20 protein-coding genes are annotated in these 21,300 nt (G+C 40.9%); 14 read left to right on the top strand and 6 right to left on the bottom strand.

Annotation, left to right across the window (positions count from 1 at the left end):
* Window positions 1-114 precede the first annotated feature (114 nt).
* The 8 genes from J2W55_RS06510 to J2W55_RS06545 all read left to right on the top strand — a co-directional run bounded on the left by J2W55_RS06510 (window position 115) and on the right by J2W55_RS06545 (window position 10,650).
* Complete coding sequence (locus tag J2W55_RS06510; RefSeq protein WP_310093290.1) at window positions 115-1,599, top strand: xylulokinase; 1,485 nt, start codon at window positions 115-117, stop codon at window positions 1,597-1,599.
* A gap of 70 nt (window positions 1,600-1,669) precedes the next feature.
* A complete protein-coding gene (xylA, locus tag J2W55_RS06515) occupies window positions 1,670-2,998 on the top strand; it encodes a xylose isomerase (protein ID WP_310093292.1) in 1,329 nt (442 codons plus the stop codon).
* A 51-nt stretch (window positions 2,999-3,049) separates the two neighbouring features.
* Window positions 3,050-4,750: a sodium/sugar symporter gene (locus J2W55_RS06520; protein WP_374726361.1), complete on the top strand. Its 1,701-nt coding sequence runs from the start codon at window positions 3,050-3,052 to the stop codon at window positions 4,748-4,750.
* 248 nt (window positions 4,751-4,998) lie between these two features.
* The gene (gene uxuA / locus J2W55_RS06525) at window positions 4,999-6,198 is read left to right on the top strand and encodes a mannonate dehydratase (protein WP_310093297.1); all 1,200 of its coding nucleotides are present in this window, start codon (window positions 4,999-5,001) and stop codon (window positions 6,196-6,198) included.
* 37 nt (window positions 6,199-6,235) lie between these two features.
* A complete protein-coding gene (gene uxaC, locus J2W55_RS06530; RefSeq protein ID WP_310093299.1) occupies window positions 6,236-7,645 on the top strand; it encodes a glucuronate isomerase in 1,410 nt (469 codons plus the stop codon).
* The gene (locus J2W55_RS06535; RefSeq protein WP_310093301.1) at window positions 7,645-8,685 is read left to right on the top strand and encodes a PfkB family carbohydrate kinase; all 1,041 of its coding nucleotides are present in this window, start codon (window positions 7,645-7,647) and stop codon (window positions 8,683-8,685) included. Before uxaC ends, J2W55_RS06535 begins: the two co-directional genes overlap by 1 nt.
* A complete protein-coding gene (locus tag J2W55_RS06540) occupies window positions 8,682-9,341 on the top strand; it encodes a beta/alpha barrel domain-containing protein (protein WP_310093303.1) in 660 nt (219 codons plus the stop codon). Before J2W55_RS06535 ends, J2W55_RS06540 begins: the two co-directional genes overlap by 4 nt.
* Before the next feature lie 19 nt (window positions 9,342-9,360).
* Window positions 9,361-10,650 carry an MFS transporter gene (locus J2W55_RS06545; protein WP_310093305.1) on the top strand — a complete coding sequence of 430 codons (1,290 nt, stop codon included), beginning with the start codon at window positions 9,361-9,363 and terminating at the stop codon, window positions 10,648-10,650.
* Between the two features lie 99 nt (window positions 10,651-10,749).
* Here J2W55_RS06545 and J2W55_RS06550 read toward each other — a convergent pair whose 3' ends face one another.
* Entirely contained in the window at window positions 10,750-10,983 is a 234-nt protein-coding gene (locus tag J2W55_RS06550) for a hypothetical protein (RefSeq protein WP_310093307.1), read from the bottom strand.
* A gap of 144 nt (window positions 10,984-11,127) precedes the next feature.
* On the opposite strand from J2W55_RS06550, the gene J2W55_RS06555 reads away from it, so the two are divergent.
* Complete coding sequence (locus J2W55_RS06555) at window positions 11,128-11,361, top strand: DUF3820 family protein (RefSeq protein WP_310093309.1); 234 nt, start codon at window positions 11,128-11,130, stop codon at window positions 11,359-11,361.
* A 91-nt stretch (window positions 11,362-11,452) separates the two neighbouring features.
* Window positions 11,453-12,100: a peptide-methionine (S)-S-oxide reductase MsrA gene (gene msrA, locus J2W55_RS06560; RefSeq protein WP_310093311.1), complete on the top strand. Its 648-nt coding sequence runs from the start codon at window positions 11,453-11,455 to the stop codon at window positions 12,098-12,100.
* 28 nt (window positions 12,101-12,128) lie between these two features.
* On the opposite strand, the gene corA is transcribed toward msrA, so the two are convergent.
* A complete protein-coding gene (gene corA / locus J2W55_RS06565; RefSeq protein WP_310093312.1) occupies window positions 12,129-13,253 on the bottom strand; it encodes a magnesium/cobalt transporter CorA in 1,125 nt (374 codons plus the stop codon).
* The gene (locus tag J2W55_RS06570; protein WP_310093315.1) at window positions 13,254-13,892 is read right to left on the bottom strand and encodes a WbqC family protein; all 639 of its coding nucleotides are present in this window, start codon (window positions 13,890-13,892) and stop codon (window positions 13,254-13,256) included.
* A gap of 14 nt (window positions 13,893-13,906) precedes the next feature.
* On the opposite strand from J2W55_RS06570, the gene J2W55_RS06575 reads away from it, so the two are divergent.
* Window positions 13,907-14,791, top strand: a complete 885-nt coding sequence (locus J2W55_RS06575; RefSeq protein ID WP_310093320.1) for a lysophospholipid acyltransferase family protein — start codon at window positions 13,907-13,909, stop codon at window positions 14,789-14,791.
* On the top strand, window positions 14,788-15,831 hold the full coding sequence (locus J2W55_RS06580; RefSeq protein WP_310093322.1) for a glycosyltransferase family 2 protein: 1,044 nt from the start codon (window positions 14,788-14,790) through the stop codon (window positions 15,829-15,831). Before J2W55_RS06575 ends, J2W55_RS06580 begins: the two co-directional genes overlap by 4 nt.
* Here the strand turns inward: J2W55_RS06580 and J2W55_RS06585 are convergent.
* Both J2W55_RS06585 and aroQ read right to left on the bottom strand, forming a co-directional pair.
* Window positions 15,800-18,349, bottom strand: coding sequence for a mechanosensitive ion channel family protein (locus J2W55_RS06585; RefSeq protein WP_310093325.1), 2,550 nt, complete (start codon window positions 18,347-18,349; stop codon window positions 15,800-15,802). The two genes, J2W55_RS06580 and J2W55_RS06585, sit on opposite strands and share 32 nt — an antisense overlap.
* An 81-nt stretch (window positions 18,350-18,430) precedes the next feature.
* Window positions 18,431-18,850: a type II 3-dehydroquinate dehydratase gene (gene aroQ, locus J2W55_RS06590; protein ID WP_310093327.1), complete on the bottom strand. Its 420-nt coding sequence runs from the start codon at window positions 18,848-18,850 to the stop codon at window positions 18,431-18,433.
* A 40-nt stretch (window positions 18,851-18,890) separates the two neighbouring features.
* Between aroQ and xerD the strand changes: the two genes are divergently transcribed.
* Both xerD and J2W55_RS06600 read left to right on the top strand, forming a co-directional pair.
* Window positions 18,891-19,790, top strand: a complete 900-nt coding sequence (gene xerD, locus J2W55_RS06595) for a site-specific tyrosine recombinase XerD (protein ID WP_310093329.1) — start codon at window positions 18,891-18,893, stop codon at window positions 19,788-19,790.
* 252 nt (window positions 19,791-20,042) lie between these two features.
* Window positions 20,043-20,381 (top strand): hypothetical protein, encoded by a 339-nt coding sequence (locus J2W55_RS06600; protein WP_310093331.1) that lies wholly within the window; start codon window positions 20,043-20,045, stop codon window positions 20,379-20,381.
* A gap of 44 nt (window positions 20,382-20,425) precedes the next feature.
* Here the strand turns inward: J2W55_RS06600 and prmC are convergent, their stop codons facing one another.
* Complete coding sequence (prmC, locus tag J2W55_RS06605) at window positions 20,426-21,283, bottom strand: peptide chain release factor N(5)-glutamine methyltransferase (protein ID WP_310093333.1); 858 nt, start codon at window positions 21,281-21,283, stop codon at window positions 20,426-20,428.
* Window positions 21,284-21,300 lie beyond the last annotated feature (17 nt).

The raw sequence follows: 21,300 nt of genomic DNA on the forward strand, positions 1-21,300 counted from the left end.
GAAAAAATATTTTACGCAATCGATTGCAATTTCAAATATTTATTTAATTTCGTCTCGTTAAGTTACCAAAATATAAACACACTTTAATTGTTCACGCCATAACCTCATAAAAATATGCTGCTATTAGGTATCGATATAGGTACTTCATCTGTTAAAATAGGCATTGTTGATAGTGCTACTCAACAAATAGTCGCCTCAGCACAATACCCCGACGAGGAATCGCCGATCAAGGCGTTGCATCCGGGCTGGGCCGAGCAATCGCCGCAAATGTGGTGGGAGCAGGCACAACTGGCATTGGAACGCTGTCATGCTAAAAAGGTTTATAATCCTGCGGATATTGCCGCTATAGGCATTGCCTACCAGATGCACGGTTTGGTTTTGGTTGATAAAGACCAGAACGTATTGCGCGATAGCATTATATGGTGCGATAGCCGTGCCGTTGAAATAGGCGATAAGGCCTTCAGTGCCATAGGCGAAGAAAAATGCTTGTCGCATCTGCTTAACTCGCCGGGCAACTTTACAGCTTCTAAACTGGCCTGGGTAAAAGAGAACGAACCTGAAATATACACCAAAATAGATAAGGTAATGCTCCCGGGCGATTATATCGCCATGAAACTTACAGGTGATATCACTACATCGGTATCCGCTTTATCTGAGGGGGTGTTCTTTGATTTTGAAACCAACAGCATTTCTAAAGATATCATCAATTATTTTGGATTTGACCAAAGCCTGTTTCCGGTTGTTAAGCCTGTGTTTTCATCACATGGCACCTTATTGGCATCCGTAGCACAGAAACTGAACTTAAAAGCCGGTATCCCGGTTACTTATAAATCGGGCGACCAGCCTAACAACGCGCTTTCCTTAAATGTACTAAATCCCGGGGAGGTGGCTGCAACAGCAGGAACTTCAGGAGTGATCTATGGAGTTAGCGATCAGCTTACTTATGATCAGCAATCGCGCATTAATACTTTTGCGCATGTTAATTACACCGAACAGCAAAAGCATTTAGGGGTACTATTATGTATTAACGGTACAGGTAGCTTATATCGCTGGGCCAAAAACAATTTTGGAAATGGACTAAGTTACACCCAATTAAATAACGAGGCGAAAAAAGCTCCGATAGGCAGCGAAGGTTTACAAGTTTTGCCATTTGGCAATGGAGCCGAGCGCATGCTTAATAATAAGCAGGTAGGGGCACATTTTCAAAACATCGATCTGAATTTACATACGCCTGCTCATATCTTCAGGGCCGTTCAGGAAGGAATTGCGAGCGCTTTCCGCTACGGGTTGGATATTATGCGCAGCAACGGCATGAATCCAACGGTGATCCGCGCCGGGAAAAGCAACTTGTTTTTAAGCGAACTATTTGCCGAAACCTTTGTAAATGCCACCGGCGTTCCGGTTGAGCTATATAACAACGATGGCAGCGTAGGGGCAGCTTTAGGGGCGGGGATTGGTGCCGGGATATTTACATCGCCTGCCCAGGCTTTCAGCAACATTGCGCCTATTCAATTAATTGAACCATCAAGCCAGCAATTTGAACCTGTTTACCAGGAATGGAAGGAGCTTTTAGACGAACGGTTAAAAGCAAAAGGTTAAAGAAAAAACACAACTAAAAATTAAAATAACTCAACAATTCATTAAATAACTAATTCAACAATTAAGCATTATGAGCATAATAACAGGAGAAAAAGAATTTTTTAAAGAAATAGGTCAGGTTAAATACGAAGGACCGCAATCTGATAATCCACTGGCTTTTCGCTGGTACGACGCGGATAGGGTAGTGGCCGGCAAAACCATGAAAGATCATTTACGCTTTGCCTGTGCTTACTGGCACTCGTTCTGCGGTAACGGTGCCGATCCGTTTGGCGGCGCTACCCACGTATTTCCATGGGATGAAAAAGCAGATGCTGTTGAACGGGCCAAAGATAAAATGGACGCAGCATTTGAGTTTATTACCAAAATGAACCTGCCATACTATTGCTTCCATGATGTGGATGTGGTTGATTATGGTAATGATGTGAATGAGAACGACAGGCGTTTACAGGCTTTGGTTGATTATGCCAAGCAAAAACAAGCGGCAAGCGGTGTTAAATTGCTTTGGGGTACTTCAAACCTGTTTAGCCACAAAAGGTATATGAACGGTGCATCAACCAATCCTGATTTTCATGTACTGGCCCATGCAGGCGCGCAGGTTAAGGCTGCCATTGACGCAACCATTGCTTTAGGCGGCGAAAATTATGTGTTCTGGGGTGGCCGTGAAGGGTACATGAGCCTGCTGAACACTAATATGAAACGCGAGCAGGAGCACCTGGCCCAATTTTTACATACCGCTAAAGATTACGCCCGCAAGCACGGTTTTAAAGGCAACTTCTTTATTGAGCCAAAACCATGCGAGCCTACCAAACACCAGTATGATTATGATGCGGCTACCGTATTGGGCTTCTTGCAGAAATACGATCTGATGAACGATTTTAAACTGAATCTTGAGGTTAACCACGCTACACTGGCCGGGCATACTTTTCAGCATGAACTGCAGGTGGCTGCTGATTCTGGCTTGTTAGGATCTATTGACGCCAACCGCGGTGATGTGCAAAATGGCTGGGACACAGACCAGTTCCCGAATGATATCAATGAAATAACTGAATCAATGCTCATTATTTTGGAAGCAGGTGGTTTACAGGGAGGCGGCATTAACTTTGATGCCAAGATACGCCGTAACTCAACCGATCCGGCTGATCTTTTTTATGCCCACATTGGGGGCATGGATATTTTTGCCCGTGCCCTGGTAATTGCTGATAATATATTGCAAAAATCAGAATACAAAAAAATACGTGCAGACAGGTATGCTTCATTTGACTCAGGAGCGGGTAACGATTTTGAAACAGGCAAACTTTCGTTAGAAGATTTACGTAACTATGCAATTGCCAACGGCGAACCTAAAGCCACAAGCGGCAAACAAGAATATTTAGAAAACTTGATAAATCGGTATATATAGTTTATAATTGTCAATCTAACATATTAAAACCAACAGAACCAAACAATGAACCTGAAAACCCTTTCTAATGGCGATTATGCTGTATTTTTGATCTATTTTGTATTAGTTGCCAGCTATGGTTGGTGGGTATATAAACGTAAACACAACGCCGATGCTACCTCAAAAGACTACTTTTTGGCCGAAGGGTCATTAACCTGGTGGGCCATCGGTGCATCGCTTATCGCTTCCAACATTTCTGCAGAACAATTTATCGGAACCAGCGGATCGGCATTTAAGATGGGGTTGGCCATATCAACTTACGAGTGGATGGCCGCCATTACACTGATCATAGTAGCGGTATTTTTTATACCTGTATATCTTAAAAACAAGATATTCACTATGCCTCAGTTTTTGCATCAACGGTATAATGGAACGGTTGCCATGATCATGGCTGTATTTTGGCTTTTATTGTACATTGTGGTTAACCTGATGTCTATCTTATACCTTGGCGCTTTGGCTATCAGTGGTATTTCAGGCCTTGATATTCACCTGTGTATCTGGCTATTGGCTATATTCGCAGTAATAATTACCCTGGGTGGTATGAAGGTAATTGGCTATACCGATGTTATACAGGTTGCTGTATTAATATTAGGCGGTTTGGTTGCCACTTATCTGGCGCTTAACAAGCTGAGTACCTTTACAGATACGCCTGGTATCATGAGCGGCTTTAAATCAATGTATAATGAAGCTAATGACCATTTCCACATGATCTTTAAAAAGGACAACGCCAATTATATGGATTTGCCTGGTTTAACGGTTTTAATAGGCGGTATGTGGATTACCAACCTAAACTATTGGGGATGTAATCAGTATATTACGCAAAGGGCATTAGGTGCAAATCTGAAAACCGCGCGCGGAGGCATCCTGTTTGCGGCATTCCTGAAATTATTGATGCCTGTTATTGTGGTACTGCCAGGTATTGCTGCTTATGTACTTTATCAAAAAGGTATGTTCCATCAGGAAATGATGAGCGCATCTGGCATAACTGATCCTAATAAAGCTTACCCATCGTTGTTGAATTTGTTGCCCGGAGGTTTAAAAGGGTTGTCGTTTGCAGCGCTTACCGCGGCTATTGTTGCTTCTTTGGCGGGTAAGGCAAATAGTATTGCTACCATATTTACCTTAGATATTTACAAAAAGGCAATTAATCCTGGCGCTACCGATAAAAAACTGGTGAGCCTGGGTAAATGGAGTGTTGTAGTAGCTATGGTTTTAGGTATCCTGTTATCTGAGTTAATAGGCAATGCTTTAATGGGCGAAGGTAAACAGGGTTTCCAATACATTCAGGAATATACCGGCTTTGTTTCTCCTGGTATTTTTGCCATGTTTATTTTGGGCTTCTTCTGGAAAAAAGCCACTTCAAATGCGGCCTTGTTTGCTACAATTGGTGGTTTCATTATGTCGTGCTTCTTTAAATTGTTACCGCGCTTTGCTGATCTGAGCTTCCTGTCGCCTTATGGTTTTTCAAAACTTGCGCTACAGGACGATAAAGTTACTAAGTTATACGAAATACCATTCCTTGACCGTATGGGCTTTGTATTTGTAATTTGCGTTGTTGGTATGTATATCATTTCAAAGATCGATGAAGCAAGGGGTGTTACAACCAATGGTTTGGAGATAGATGCATCAATGTTTAAAACGTCGCGTGCTTTTACTGCCGGGGCGCTTATTGTAACAGGTATAGTAGTTGCGCTTTATTCAATTTTCTGGTAGCAGCTAATTACAACCGGATATAAGCAAGAGCGACAAGTCACATGATCTGTCGCTCTTGTTGTTTATATAGATGAGTCATTTGCTAAAACGCTTTATACTTACATATACATCAAATTGTAACTTGCATTTATTTAGCTGATATCCGCAAACGTTTGCGTTGATTGTTTTTTAATATCACTTTCAACTTGCCAGAATGATGTGTAATTTGCCGCTCACAACACACCTTTTATATACGATACCATTTATCCATGGTTAATAATTTAGAACAAACATTTCGCTGGTTTGGGCCTACCGATCCGGTTACACTTACGGCTATAAGACAAACAGGAGCCACAGGCATAGTTACATCACTTTACCACATCCCAAGCGGGGAAGTGTGGAGTTTGGATGAAATCAACGAACGGAAAAAAATGATTGAAGCTGCCGGGCTTACATGGTCGGTTGTGGAGAGTGTTAACATTCACGAAAGCATAAAAACAGCGTCGGCCGACCGGGATAAATACATTGAAAATTATGTAAGTACGCTGAAAAATCTATCGGCTGCCGGCATATACACCGTATGCTATAATTTTATGCCCGTGCTTGACTGGACGCGTACCGATCTGGATTTCCCGCTGCCTAATAAAGGAACTGCATTAAGGTATGACGCCAATGCCCTTGCTGCTTTTGATCTTTTTATACTTGAACGGGAGGGCGCTGCCAATGATTTTACTCCTGAACAGCAGGAGGCAGCTAAAAATTATCTCAACAATATAAGCCCTGACGAAAAGGGGCAGCTTATTAATAACCTGATGGCCGGCCTGCCTGGTACAAATAAAGTGCTAACTATCCCTGAGTTTAAAGAGCACTTGAAACAATATGCTGATACGGATGCCGCGGCGTTAAAAAATAACCTTGGATATTTTCTGAAAGGCATTATCCCTGGTGCAGAAGCCGCTGGAATAAAAATGTGCATACACCCTGATGATCCGCCATTTCCTATATTAGGATTACCCAGGGTAGTATCAACAGAGCAGGACCTTGCCGATGTGGTTAACTTTAGCCCTTCTCCAAGCAATGGCTTAACTTTTTGCACCGGTTCATTAGGAGCAAGGGCAGATAACGACCTGCCCGGAATAGTGGAGCGATTAGGCCAACACATTCATTTTTTGCATTTACGTAATGTACAGCGCGAAGATGACGGAAGCTTTTATGAAGCAGAACACTTAAACGGCAGTACAGACATGTACGCTGTAATGAAAAATATCATCCTTGAACAACAAAAACGCCAGCAAAGCGGTCGCCAGGATGTTGCGATACCCATGCGCCCCGATCATGGGCATAAATTGCTGGATGATTTTAATTATAAAACCTATCATGGATATTCGGCAATTGGAAGGTTAAAAGGCCTTGCCGAATTAAGAGGGTTGGAGTTGGGCGTTAAACGCTCCTTATATGATAAAGTATAAATTTTAATTTAAAGGCAGTTTATCTGCTTAACTACTAATGAAGAGTTTTTTAGATCAGGATTTTTTACTCGTTAACAAAACGGCCCAGCGCCTGTATCATGAGTATGCCAGCGAGCTACCTATAATTGATTACCATTGTCATTTGCCGCCCGACCAGATAGCCGCCGATATTAATTTTAGAAACCTTACCCATGTATGGTTATATGGCGATCATTATAAATGGCGTGCCATGCGTGCCAATGGGGTTAATGAGGAGTATATAACCGGTAATAAAACAGATGAGGAAAAGTTTGCAAAATGGGCCGAAACGGTACCCTATACTTTGCGTAACCCCTTATATCACTGGACACATCTGGAGTTGCAGCGTTATTTTGGCATTCACGAAATACTTTCGCCGGCCACAGCGCAAAAAATATATGCCGATTGTAACGCCAAATTGCAAACCCCGGAATTTAGTGTACGCAATATTTTAAAAAGTAAGCGGGTAGAAGTGGTTTGTACTACTGACGATCCGCTTGATAACCTGGCTTATCATCAGCAAATAAAACAGGATGGCTATAGTGTAAAAGTATTACCAACTTTCAGACCAGACAAGGCTATGAACGCTGATGACCTGGCCGCGCTGAATGCTTATATTGATCAAACAGAGGTTGTTGCTGATACTGCCATTTCAAATCTTGACGATTATTTGAAAGCATTAAAAAAACGTCATGACTATTTCGCGGATAATGGATGCCAGTTATCAGATCATGGCCTTGAGCAAATTTATGCTGAAGATTATACCGACAGCGAAATTGCCACTATATTTTTAAAGATAAGAAGCAAGAAAGCTTTGTTGCCGTTGGAAATATCAAAGTTCAAATCGGCCATGTTATTTCACTTTGCCTTGTGGGATCATGAAAAAGGTTGGGTGCAGCAATACCACCTTGGGGCATTGCGCAACAATAATACCCGCGGGCTTACACAATCCGGACCTGACACCGGCTGGGATTCAATTGGCGATTTTACCCAGGGCGTAGCTTTATCCCGTTTCTTAAACAAGTTGGATTTGAATAACCAACTGGCAAAAACCATACTGTATAATTTAAATCCGGCAGATAATGAACTGATGGCTTCCATGACCGGTAATTTTAACGACGGTTCCGTAGCAGGTAAAGTCCAGTTTGGTTCGGCCTGGTGGTTTTTGGATCAAAAGGACGGTATGACCAAACAGTTAAATGCGCTGTCGAACATAGGTTTGTTGAGCCGCTTAGTAGGTATGCTAACAGATTCACGCAGCTTTTTATCATTTCCAAGGCATGAATATTTCCGCAGGTTGGTTTGTAACTTGTTTGCAGAGGACATAGAGAACGGAGAACTTCCAAACGATATCGAATGGACCGGCAAAATAGTACAGGATATATGTTACTACAACGCTAAGAACTACTTTAATTTTGATAAGCAGTAATGAGTAACCTTTTTGAAAACGGAGCATCGAAAGGCACTATACTTTCATTTGGCGAGTTGCTGCTCAGGATCTGCCCTGATGCAAACGGACAGTGGCTGTCTGATAATCAGTTGCCTTTTTTTGTAGGCGGGGCCGAATTGAATGTGGCTACAGCTTTGGCCTTATGGGAATTACCATCTGCTTATTTTACTGCCCTGCCTGATAATGAGATGTCGGCACAAATACTGGGATATCTTCAGAACAAAAAAATTGATACTACACCTGTTTTTATACGCGGTGACCGCATTGGTTTATATTATTTAACACGTGGGAAAGACATCAAGAACAACGCGTTGATATATGACCGGGCTAATTCGGCATTTGCGGCTTTAAAACCCGGGCAGGTTGACTGGGATAAAGTACTTGATGGTGTTAGCTGGTTTCATTTTAGCGCGATATGCCCGGCTATCAGTCAAAACGTTGCTGATGTTTGTGCCGAAGTACTGGAAGCCGCAACTGCCAGAAATATCACCATTTCGGTTGACCTGAACTACCGGTCAAGGCTTTGGCAATATGGTAAACAGCCCATTGATATAATGCCGCAACTGGTAAAATATGCCAATTTGATAATGGGCAATATTTGGGCTGCCGAACGGATGCTGGGTATTGCCGTAGAACCGGATGTTACAGAATCAGGCCAAAAAAGCATTTACCTTAAAGAGGCACTTAATTCATCAAAAAGCATAATTAGCCAGTACCCTAAATGCAAGGCAGTGGCCAATACCTTCCGCTTTGACGCAGGTGAGGGTATTGATTATTACACCGCATTATATAATGGCGATCATCTGTATAGTTCAAAGCAATATGATACAGATAAAGTGGTAGATAAGGTAGGCAGCGGCGACTGTTTTATGGCAGGACTGATCTATGGTTTTTACAACAACTTGGATCCGCTGGAAACGCTTGAATTTGCAACTTCGGCAGCTTACCAGAAACTATTTATAGAAGGCGACGCCACGACTAAAACGGTTAATGAAATTACAAAAGCAATAAAACAATGAGCAAGAAAGATATAGTACTTGACGCCATATTAACCCAGGGATCATTACCGCTTTTTTTTTATGAAGATTCGCAGGTAAGTTTGGAGATAGTACGCACCCTTTACAAAGCTGGTATAAGGGTATTTGAATACACCAACCGCGGCGCGGCAGCGCTGGCCAACTTTACAGTTTTAAAAAAGGCCCAGCAGGAAGAAATGCCCGATTTGCAGTTAGGCATTGGCACCATTAAAACAGCCGCGGAAGCAACCGTTTTTATTACTGCAGGTGCCGATTTTATTGTTGCACCTGTTATAAATCCCGAAGTAGGGGCCATAGCCAGGCAATATGATCTGTTGTGGATACCCGGATGCATGACCCCTACAGAAATTCATACTGCACAGCAGCATGAGGCTGCACTAATAAAATTATTCCCTGCCAATATTTTAGGGCCGGAATTTATGGCATCCATAAAAGAGCTATTTGCAGGTCAGTTGTTTATACCAACCGGTGGGGTAGATCTTAATATCGACAGCATTAGTACGTGGTTCAAAGCGGGTGTTTGCGCAGTAGGTATGGGAAGTAAACTCATCAGCAAAAACGTGCTGGAAAACCGCTTATATGAGCAGTTGTATGCCGATGCCATTAAATTAACGGAGATGGTTCAAGCCAGTAAATAACCAATTAAAACTAATTATAATGAAAGAAACCAAAGTTGGGAACTACAGATGGGTAGTAGTTACACTTCTATTTTTTGCCACTACCATAAACTATCTTGACAGGCAGGTTATTGGTTTATTAAAACCTGTGTTGGAAGTCCAGTTTAAATGGACGGAAACTGACTACGGTTATATTGTAATGGCATTTGCTACGGCTTATGCGTTAGGACTATTAGCCTTTGGTAGTTTTATTGATAAAATAGGTACCAAATTAGGTTATACCATATCATTAATTGTATGGAGCGTAGCTGCTATGCTTCACGCTATTGTTAAAAGTACCTTGGGTTTTGGAATAGTTAGGGCTGCTTTGGGCTTAGGCGAATCAGGTAATTTTCCGGCGGCTATAAAGGTAGTGGCCGAATGGTTCCCTAAAAAGGAGCGGGCGCTGGCTACCGGAATATTTAACTCCGGAGCTAATATTGGAGCAGTAGTTGCGCCTGTAATGGTGCCTTGGATATTAGGTATTTATGGATGGGAGATGGCCTTTTTAATTACCGGGGCCATCGGTTTTATATGGCTTATATTTTGGTGGATATTTTATGAGATACCCGCAAAACACAAAAAAATCACCCCCGAGGAATTTGCATTTATTCATAGCGACGCGGAGCTTTCGGCTATAAAAGAAGATGAAAACAAAATAAAATGGGTACAGTTATTTGGTATCAGGCAAACCTGGACGTTTGTTATTGGTAAATTTTTAACTGATCCAATATGGTGGTTTTTCCTGTTCTGGTTACCTTCTTATTTTTCAAGTACATTTCATCTTGATCTTACCAAACCAAGTTTGCCCTTGATCATAGTTTATACGGCCACATCAATTGGGAGTATCGGCGGTGGATATTTATCATCGTACTTCATTAAAAAGGGATGGCCGGTGTTTAAAGCCCGTAAAACTGCCATGTTTATATTTGCTTTATGCGTAATACCTATAGTAACAGCAAAGTATGCAACTAATATTTGGCAGGCAGTAGGTTTGATCAGTTTAGCGGCAGCGGCCCACCAGGCCTGGAGTGCCAATATTTTTACTACCGCGTCAGATGTATTCCCTAAAAGGGCGCTTAGCTCGGTTGTAGGTATAGGTGGTATGGCCGGTTCGGTAGGTGGTATATTATTCCCATTTTTAGTGGGACATATATTGGAATTTTATAAAGAAAGCGGGAACCTGATAACAGGATATAATATTATTTTCCTGATATGTGGTTGTGCTTATTTGCTGGCATGGTTTATCATGCACCTGCTTTCGCCTAAAATGAAACCTGTTAAATTATAATTAGGTTATTAGCTTATTAAACAAAGCGACCAGTTGTTCAATATGCTGGTCGCTTTGCTTTGTGCATTTTTATTAGGTAATTTAACCTGATCAACTTTTTTATTTAGCAGTAACCTGTTCTGCCAGTTCATCTACCCAGCCTGATAAATAAGGCTCTGTACCTGTTAATCTAATCCATTGCCCATCTGCATCTTTAGCGATGATCAGGTGCAGCGTACCGTCGGTCGACTTAAATTCATAGGCATTGGCAAAATTAGGGTATGTTATTGCCTGCACAATGCCGTCAATTGCACTGTCGGTACCGGTAAGCTTCGCTTCAAATTGTTGTTCCATAATAAATCATTTAGTAATAATTAACACATTTTTGACCATTTGTGTTTGTAAACTTATTGTTCATGACACCTGCACTTGATAATAGCATTAAACTAATTGATGATAAAGAAGCTTACCTAATTGGTTATGTTTTAACTTTACACTGTGGAAAATATACAGCCTGACCCTAAAATATTAATTGATATTGTACAAACCAGAATGCCGTATGGTAAATATAAAGGTACCCTAATAGCCGATTTGCCTGTGTATTACCTGGAATGGATGGCCGGGAAAGGCTTTACCAAAGACAAAATGGGGATGCTGTTATCAACTGCGTTTGAAATAAAAACAAATGGACTGGGCGAGATATTGGCCATGGTAAAAAGATCCGTCAGATAACGCCGGGACTGCTTTAACATTACCTTATTATGACCATCCACCTGAAAGGTTTGGTGCGTATATACGACTAAAAAGTAAAATCATTATAATTATGAAAAAGTTGATCTTATATATCGCAGGTGTTTTTTTATTTGTTGGCTGTGCCAACGGGCAATCATCAGGTAAATTTGCCTCGCTACCAAAGGCCAAAACCGGAGAGGCTGTAGCCACTTTTGGCGGCGGCTGTTTCTGGAGCATGAGTGAGGCCATGTCTGAGCTAAAAGGTGTTAACAAGGTTGTTTCGGGTTATGCCGGTGGTAACACCAAGAACCCCACATACCAGGAGGTTAGTTCACAAAATACAAATCATGCCGAAACAGTGCAGATTTACTATGACCCTACGGTTATCAGTTATGATAAGCTGGCCGAAGCCTTTTTCTTTGCCCATGATCCTACTACTTTAAACCGCCAGGGGCCTGATGAGGGTACTGATTATCGTTCTATTGCCTTTTACCGCACACCCGAAGAAAAAAATACTTTATTGGCCACCATTAAAAAGGTGAACGAATCAAAACATTATATTAACCCGATAGTGACCCAGGTAGTGCCGTTTGCTGCTTTTTACCCGGCCGAAACCTATCATCAGGGTTATTACAGAACACATAGCGATAACCCTTATATTGAGCAGGTGTCAGTACCAAAGGTGATGAAATTCAGAAAAGCCATGGCTGCCGACTTAAGGCCGGAGTTTAAGAAATAACCTGATACAGTATGCTGTTGTAGTACGTTTACAGTTTGTTAAACCAGCCCTTTTTCCAGAATACAAATACCTGGATTATTGCAATTAAAAACATCAGGACAATTGCATAAATGTAACCGTGATGCCAGTATAGCTCGGGCATGTTATCTGGAATAACATGCCCTTTGTCGTCCTGCCGGGCAAAATTCATCCCGTAAATACCGGCAATAAAGGTTAAGGGAATAAATATTACCGAAATAATGGTGAGCACCTTCATGATCTCGTTCATACGGTTGCTCACCATTGACAGGTACAGGTCAATGATGCTTGAGGTTACCTCCTTGTAATTCTCTATAAGGTCCATAGCCTGTATGCAATGGTCATAGGCATCGCGCAAAAATATTTTAACTTCAGCTGTTATCAGCGGGCTTTCAGAACGGATCATATCGTTGATCTTATCACGTTCGGGCCAGCTTGCCCTGCGTATAATGATCAGTGTACGCTTTATTTGCTGGGAATTAAACATGATACTTTTATCAGCGTCAGTATATACCTTGTCTTCAATAAGATCAAGTTTATCGCCTATCTGGGCCAGCAGCATAAAGTAGGTATCAATAATAGTATCAGTAAGGGCGTAACACATATAACCCGGCCCGGCAGTGCGTATAGCGCCCTTGCCAGCCTTAAGCCGCAGTTTAACCGCCTCAAAGTACTCTTCATGATCCTCTTCAAAGCTAATGATCAGGTTATCCTTAATTATAGCCGAAAACTGATTGTTTATTAATTCATCCTCCTTATTGAAGTGAACTATACGGCTGGTGACAAAAGCATAATCATTGTACTCGTCAAATTTGGGGCGCTGATGGGTGTTGGCTATATCTTCCAGCACCAGGGGGTTTATATTTAAATGGATGCCAATTTGCTCAATCAGTTCGGCATCGCCCAGGCCGTTAACTTTTATCCAATGGGTGTGGTTGTCGCATTTTTTAAACTGGTCCAGTATCACCTTAATGCTCTTGCCTTCTGATGTTACCAGTTCATCTTTGTTGTAAGAAAACATAGCAACGTGCGGTTTTAGCGCATCGTCAGGTATAACTATTAATCCCGGCTGGTCTCCAACATTCCCCTGACGCCTCCGTACCTTATACTTTACACGTTTAATCCTGCTGTCCATCTATAAATAATTAATACTTTGCGGGCCCTGGTTAAATAACAGATCAACAATACTCAAATTTTTAAGGAAACCGTTACGCTCCTCAAAAACCTGAAAATACGGTTTTTGTTCGGGCGCTGTTTCTTTTTTTGGATGAATGGACATTCTGAGGTCCGGGATGGATGTATATTCAGGATGATACTCCTCCGTATATTTTATTTCGATTTTAATTTTGATGAGTTTGAGCAGCAATTGTAAAAGCTGTTCGTTATAATCAAAAAGGTAGGTAACCTGCTTTTCCTTTTGATAAAACGGAACAAAATCATCCTCGTAATACTCAAAATAAGCCGACCGCCGGTAACAGGCGCTCAGGCTTTGCCAGTGAAGGCGCTGCCAGTTAAAATCGTAACTTATTTTAACATCTTTAATTTTTGTGTGATTTTTTGAACCTTTTATTACAGGCACCACCAGGGCCAATGCGCCATCAGGCGAATAGATGTTGGCCCGGTTACGGTAGGTTTGTTTAGGGAAATGTTCTTCTCTTTCTATCAGGATATCAGGTTTATAAGTGTTTAGCTTTATAAAATATTCAACCGGCGGAAGATAAAACATAGGGAATACAGCACCTTTTTCAATCATATATTTTATGTTTGTGTTCAAAATTGGTTAAAATAATGATAAAAAAGGGGTTTTTAAGGTTAGGTATATTTTTTTTATATCTTACATCGTTACTTCCCTTTTGGTTTTTGTACCTGATATCTGATGTTTTGTTCGTTGTTGTATACCATCTGGCACGCTATCGCCGGGATGTGGTACAGCAAAATCTTGCCAATGCCTTCCCCGAAAAAACTGCCGGCGAGCGCCATGATATTGAATATAAATATTACCGTTACCTTGCCGATCTGGTGGTTGAAACTGTGAAAATGATCACCGTATCTGAAAAACAAATTCAAAAGCGTGTAACAGCTACCAACGCTCATCTTGTACATGAATATTTTGCCAAGGGTAAAAGTATTATTGCCGTAGCCGGACATTATTGCAACTGGGAAATGGCTGCCCTGAACTTTAATTTTGTTACCGATAAAAGGTTTATGATAGTGTACAAGCCGCTAACCAATACTATCTTTAATGATTTTTTCATTAAAGTACGCTCGCGTTTTGGCGGACAACCGGTTGCCATGAGGCAAACCATGCGGAAAATGGTTGAATATAAAAACGAGTTGACCGTAAGCGTACTGGTTGGCGACCAAACCCCGGTAATGCACGAAGTAAATTACTTTACCAATTTTTTAAATCAACCAACTGCCGTATTTTTGGGCATCGAAAAAATATCAAAGGCTATTGATGCCGCGGTGGTATTTTACGATATGAAACGCGTAAAAAGAGGTTATTATACTTATACTTTGGTTCCTTTAACTGAAAATGCAAAACAAACTGCTGAGCACGAAATAACAGATGCACATGTGCGGTATCTGGAGGGGATGATCAGGAGGGAACCGCAATATTGGCTATGGTCTCACCGGAGATGGAAGTTTAAGCCGGAGGACAAACATAAATGATCAGAACACCTAAAGTTGCCGTAGTTATATTAAACTGGAACGGCGTTAAATATCTTAAACAATTCCTTCCGTATGTTTTAGCCTCAACCTGGCCGGGGCTTGATATTGTGGTGGGCGACAATGCCTCAACCGATGATTCTGTGCCTTTTATAAAAGAAAACTATCCCAACGTTAGGCTTATACAAAATGATGAAAACTATGGCTTTACAGGTGGATATAATCGTGTATTGCGCCAGGTAGATGCCGATTATTATATTCTGCTTAATTCAGATGTTGAAGTAATGCCCGGCTGGATAGAGCCTGTGATCAGTTTAATGGAAAGCGATCCGCTGGTTGCTGCCGCCGCACCAAAAATATTATCGTTTGCCCAAAAAGACCAGTTTGAACACGCCGGTGCTGCGGGCGGGTTTATTGATAGTTTTGGTTATCCATTTTGCCGTGGCCGTATGTTTTATGAAGTTGAATATGACCTTGGGCAGTATGAACAATCTGGCGAGGTGTTTTGGGCGTCAGGGGCTTCCTTATTTATCAAAAAGAAATACTGGGATGAAGCAGGTGGTTTTGACGAATCCTTTTTTGCCCACATGGAAGAAATTGACCTTTGCTGGCGTTTAAAAAATATGGGCTACAAGGTAATGTATTGCGCGCAATCGGCCATATATCACGTTGGTGGCGGCACGCTCAATGCCGAAAACCCCTTTAAAACCTACTTAAATTTCAGGAACAACCTGCTGTTGTTAAAAAAGAACCTGCCGTTTTGGAGGGCTTTATTTGTAATAAGCTTACGTTTTTGGATGGACCTGCTGGCTATAGGCCGCTTTTTGGCCGAAGGCAAGCGTAAAGATGCTTGGGCTGTAAGCCGGGCCCACCAGAACTTTTTGCGGGGTTTGTTTAAATCAAAGGACAAATCTAAAAAAACGCAAGGGCAAACACGTCATATCCCTAACCTTAAAGGCATGTACAAAGGCAGCATAGTATGGGATTTTTTTGTTAAAAAGCAAACCAGGTTTACTGATCTTGATCAGACTGATCTGCTTTAGTATCGTTTGCGTTTGTGCCTTTTATATTTTTTGCCGGCTTAACTTTTTCATTTGTTGAGTTAACGGTAACACCGTCTGGTGGTAATAAAACGTGTACATCCTGCTGGGGGAAAGGTATTTCTATGCCTTCTTTATTAAATGTATCGTAAATATCGGTTAGCACACTGCTTTTAAGCCCTAACCAGGTATTGATGTCTGCGGCCCAAAAAAGCACCCTGAAATCAACAGAGCTTTCACTCAGGTTATGTAATAATACCGACGGCTCAGGAGTTGTCATAATATCAGTATGGCTTTTTAATACATCATTCAATAGGCCTTTTACCTTTTCAATACTGGTTCCGTAGGCCACACCTATTATGAGTTCAACACGGCGGTTATTATTGCTTAATGTCCAGTTAATAACGTGATGCGATATCAGGTCGCCGTTGGGTATAATTACTTCGGCGCCATCGCTGGTAGCAATTTTACTTGCCCGTATACCAATATCCAGGATTGTGCCCGAGCGGCTATCAACCTCAATAATATCGCCTACCTGTATCGGCTTTTCAAAGGCCAGTATCAGCCCCGAAACTAAATTGTTTACAATATTCTGCAAACCAAAGCCAATACCTATACCAAATGCACTTATGATGATCGTGATCTTGTCAATAGGTACACCTGATGCGGCCACGGCCAGGAAAAACCCTATCGCTATAACCCCAATACGTATCAGCAGGGTGGAGGTGCGGTTTTTCTTTTTAAGCATATCCATATCATGTTTATGCTTTGCAGATACATCATACAGGTAACTGATAACCTTTGATAAAATAGATGACAGCCATATCACCGCAATAAATATGATCACACTTTGAAAAGTGAATTGCGTATTGGTACCCCCAATGCTCCTGTTGGTTGTTAAAAAGGTTTCGATGTGGGTAAATACAACATCCTCAATACTTAGGTTCTGGGTAAGCATAACCAGCCACAACAAACTGGTTAATATTACAAGTACGCTTCTGAATTTATTTTTAAGTAATTGAAAATCAATGTATGAAGTTAGGTTGTTGCTGTTTTTGCTGGCTTCCAGCTGTAAAAACAAGGCTTCCATGACCATTTGTACTATATAATACATGGCCATAGCCAGCCACAGATTATGTACAGCTGTTACACCAATTATTTTGGCCAGGCTAAACCGCCCGAATACATTGCATATAAATGATACGGTTTGAAGAAGAATGAAAAATTTAAGTACAACACCTGTGTAGGGCAAAAAGTCATCCGGCGCTTTACGAACTGAGGGTAAAAATCTTAAGCTGATAAAAATTGACGCAAGCCCAAGTAATAGCACCGCCACCCTGTCGGCATTGGTTACCTGAATAAACAGGTTGCTCAAGCAATAAATATTAGTTATGATAAATAACAGCAAAAGGTAATTAAACAGTGGTTTTGGACAAGTTTTCCTGGTCAGGTAAAGTAACGCTGTTATTAAAATAACAAAAAAGGTTTCGAGCACCACTACAGGCGGGTGATCGTAAAAATTGGGTATTAACGTAAAAGCAATAATGACAGCAGAAACGAACGGATAACGTATCACATAATTTGCCTGGCTAAATACCATATCAAAGGCCTCATTCGTTTTGCGTATTTTTTTTCGGCTGGCATATACCCAGGCCACAAACCCCAATAAAATTAATAACCCCGAAAGATGTATCAATATATCACGCCCGATGAAAAAGTTAAAAAGCTTTGAGTTCATGGTAGCGGTTTTTGAAAGCGCTTCGGTAAAGTCAGTTCCCTCGTCGGCTTTCATATTCCATATATTGCTATACTCGGCCGATAAGGCCCTGATACTGAAGTTGCGTATTTTAAGATCTATCTGGTCTTTAAGGTCAAGTATGGATATATATACTGATGATGTGCGGTTTTGCAGCAGGCCAATCTTTACCATCAGTTTTTTATTAACGGTATCCAGTCTGTGGTATTTGCTGTCTATAGCTATCTTCTGGATCAGAAAGGTTGTAGCCAGGGAGCTGTCGGCCGGCAGGATCTTTAAAACACTGTCTTGTGATATAGCGTTTAGATCAGTTTGATTTTGAACTAATTTTGAGTTTATATCGGCCAGTTGCTCCTGCCAAAGGTCTAACTGGTCATCACTTCGGGTTAAAATGTCGCGTATAGCGTATAAATAACGGAGCGTGCTCGATTTATCATTATCTATCAATGATTTGATGAGGCTTATGCGTTTTTCATACCTCGGCAATTGCTCGCTTATGTCAACAGTATCAATTTGCTTGGATAAGTTGGTTTTGATCTGGTTAAAGGCCGAAGTATAATATTCAACCTTTTGAAGCAGGTTATTGGTAGATGTATCCGATCTTTTTAATGATCGCATCATCGAGTCGCGCGAGAGGATGGAGGCGCGGAGCGAATCCCTTACAGAGCGGGCCTTTTTCTTTTTGGTTTGCGCCAATACATCAGCACACGAAAAAAATGTAATAAGCAGAAAGCTAAACGCGGCAACCTTAACTATTTTATACATAGGGATAAATACGCTAAACGCACGGGGTAAACACTTTATTTTAGAAAGCGTTTTGCCTGTATTATAATAAATATACGCAAATTACCCGTTTAGCAGGTTTTCAACAGCCAAACGGTACGAGTCCATCCCAAAGCCTGCTATTACACCTTTACAACTTGCGGCCAGCATTGATGAGTGCCTGAACTCCTCGCGTTTATAAACGTTTGAAATGTGCACTTCAATAACAGGGGTATTAATAGCGGCAATAGCATCGGCAATGGCAATAGAGGTGTGCGTATACGCACCGGCATTCATCACAATTCCATCAAAGCTAAAACCAATTTCATGCAGTTTGTTTATAATTTCACCTTCAACATTACTTTGGTAATAATTAATAGTGATGTTTGCATAATGCTTGCGCAGTTCATCCAGGTAAGTATCAAAGTTGGTATTACCGTAAATTGATTTTTCGCGTATGCCAAGCAGGTTTAAATTAGGGCCGTTAATAATTTGTATATTCATTAGTTCAAACTTAACTATAAATCATTAAAACTAAAATCAATTGGAGTGGAGTTCGGCAATAAAAGGTTTTCAGGCCTATTTAAAATTAGAAAAATCGCTGGCTGACAACTCGGTCGAATCATATACCCGGGATATAGAAAAGCTTAGTCAGTTTTCTGATATTCAAGCTGAAAAGTTAAAACCGGAAAGTATTACATTGAACAATCTTCGCCAATTTATTGCCTGGATAAATGAATTAGGCATGATCCCCTCAACCCAGGCCCGGATACTCTCTGGCATTAAGGCCTTTTATAAATACCTGTTGATGGAAGACGTTATTAAAAATGATCCATCCGAACTGTTGGAGTCGCCCCGGATACAGCGAAAACTGCCCGATACACTAAGCTACGGAGATATTAATAAGCTGATTGCCGCTATTGACGTGTCAAAACCCGAGGGCGCGCGCAATAAAGCCATTCTGGAAACCCTTTATGGCTGTGGTTTAAGGGTATCTGAATTAACGGAGTTAAAGTTGTCAAACTTATACCTTGATATTGAATTTATAAAGGTAACCGGCAAGGGCAATAAAGAACGACTGGTACCTATTGGAACCGCGGCAATAAAAGCCCTTAAAGTGTGGATAGAAAATGTGCGTGTGCATATAGCTGTAAAAAGGGGCGAAGAAGACATCGTTTTCTTAAACCGCCGGGGAGCAAGGCTAAGCCGGGTTTATATATTTTTAATGATAAAAGACCTGGTTAAACTTACGGGTTTAAAAATAAAGGTAAGCCCACATACGTTCAGGCACTCATTTGCAACACATTTGGTTGAGGGCGGAGCGGATCTGCGCGCTGTACAGGAAATGCTGGGTCATGAAAGTATTACCACTACCGAAATATATACCCATCTGGACAGGGAGTATCTGAAAAGCACCATCAGCCAATTTCATCCACGCAGTTAACTTAGTTTATTTTAAATATCACCGGGTTTTTAACTATATCATTATGTGAAACCATCCAAAGTGAAATTATTTTTCTAAATATGTGGAGTATATGGTATATGTTTGTAACTTATGCGTTACAAAGTGATGTGAAATTCCCCTGATTGGGGCGAAATTTACTCAGGTTTGTAGAAAAGCAATTAAGCGTTGTTTGTTCTGAGTATGGAAAATTTCGGCATCAGGCTTGCTGATATTAATTAAAGATTAATAATTATGTTAGATTATTTAGCAGAGTTAAATGAGTTAAAGGATTTGTTCAATGATTTAGGCAACTATTCAAAGACAAACGCTTTCATGCTTCAAATACTTTTTGAGCGTTATGATGGCGTTATTGGACAATTGTATAACATCAATAACAAAATGTTTAAATCGTCGGTAGATATTATTACGGAAATAGAAAATGACTTAAATATTTTGGGAGGTACTGAAATACCATCATTCAAAAAGAAAATGCTTTTTGAAAAAAATAAGTTTAAGTTAAAAATTGCCGTTTATAAAGACATTGGTAAGTACGGCCATTGTAAAATGATAGAGCAAATTATTTATAACTAAGCAAACAAGCTTTTTCAGCTCATCGGTATTGTAACGTCGATAAATTACTTCAATGCAGCCATTATCATCCTGTCCCTGCCGCTCATATCTTGACGCAGCTCTATACTTTTAAATCCTTTATTACTTAACAGCTCTACGGTTTCATTACCATAGTTTTCATTGATCTCAAAAAACAGCAGCCCGTTTGGTTTCAGACTTGTTTGTGCAAAATCGGCTATGGCCCTGTAAAAAACAAGCGGGTCATGCTCCGGAACAAACAACGCGGTATGCGGCTCAAAATCAGTCACATTACTGTGCATTTGCTTTTTATCGGTTAAAGTAACGTACGGCGGGTTGCTAACTATTAAGGAGTAACCGGTTTGTAAACCATCAGTCAATTGGGGGCTTAATATATCGGCATGAATAAAGTTTATGTCAACGTCATTTAACCCCGCATTTTCTTTAGCGGTTTGTAAAGCTGGTTCTGATATATCAATGGCCGATACCTGTGCATTGACCAGGTTTTTTTTTAAGCTTATGGCAATACAACCACTCCCGGTGCCAATATCAAGAATTTGGCCTGCGAACTGCCCTCGGCAAACGCTAATGATCCACTGAACCAGCTCCTCAGTTTCAGGACGGGGTATCAGTACCGCAGGGTTTACTTTAAATGGCAACCCGTAAAACTCTGTAGTACCTAAAATATATTGTACTGGTTCCCCGGTTTTTAATTGTGCAAGGATGTTTTTTAGTTTGCCGATCTGTTGGGCGCTCAGTTTCCTGTCGGGAAAAGCTTTTATAGACGCTTTTGATAGTTGGGTTACCTCGCTGATTACCAGTAAAGTAATGGCTTCTGTTTCATTGGTGTCATAGATCTTGCTCAGCTGTTTGTAATCTTCAAAAACATCCTTAATGGTAATCATGCAACAAAGTAACATAA

The sequence above is a fragment of the Mucilaginibacter pocheonensis genome (assembly GCF_031456535.1).
GTDB lineage: Bacteria > Bacteroidota > Bacteroidia > Sphingobacteriales > Sphingobacteriaceae > Mucilaginibacter > Mucilaginibacter pocheonensis.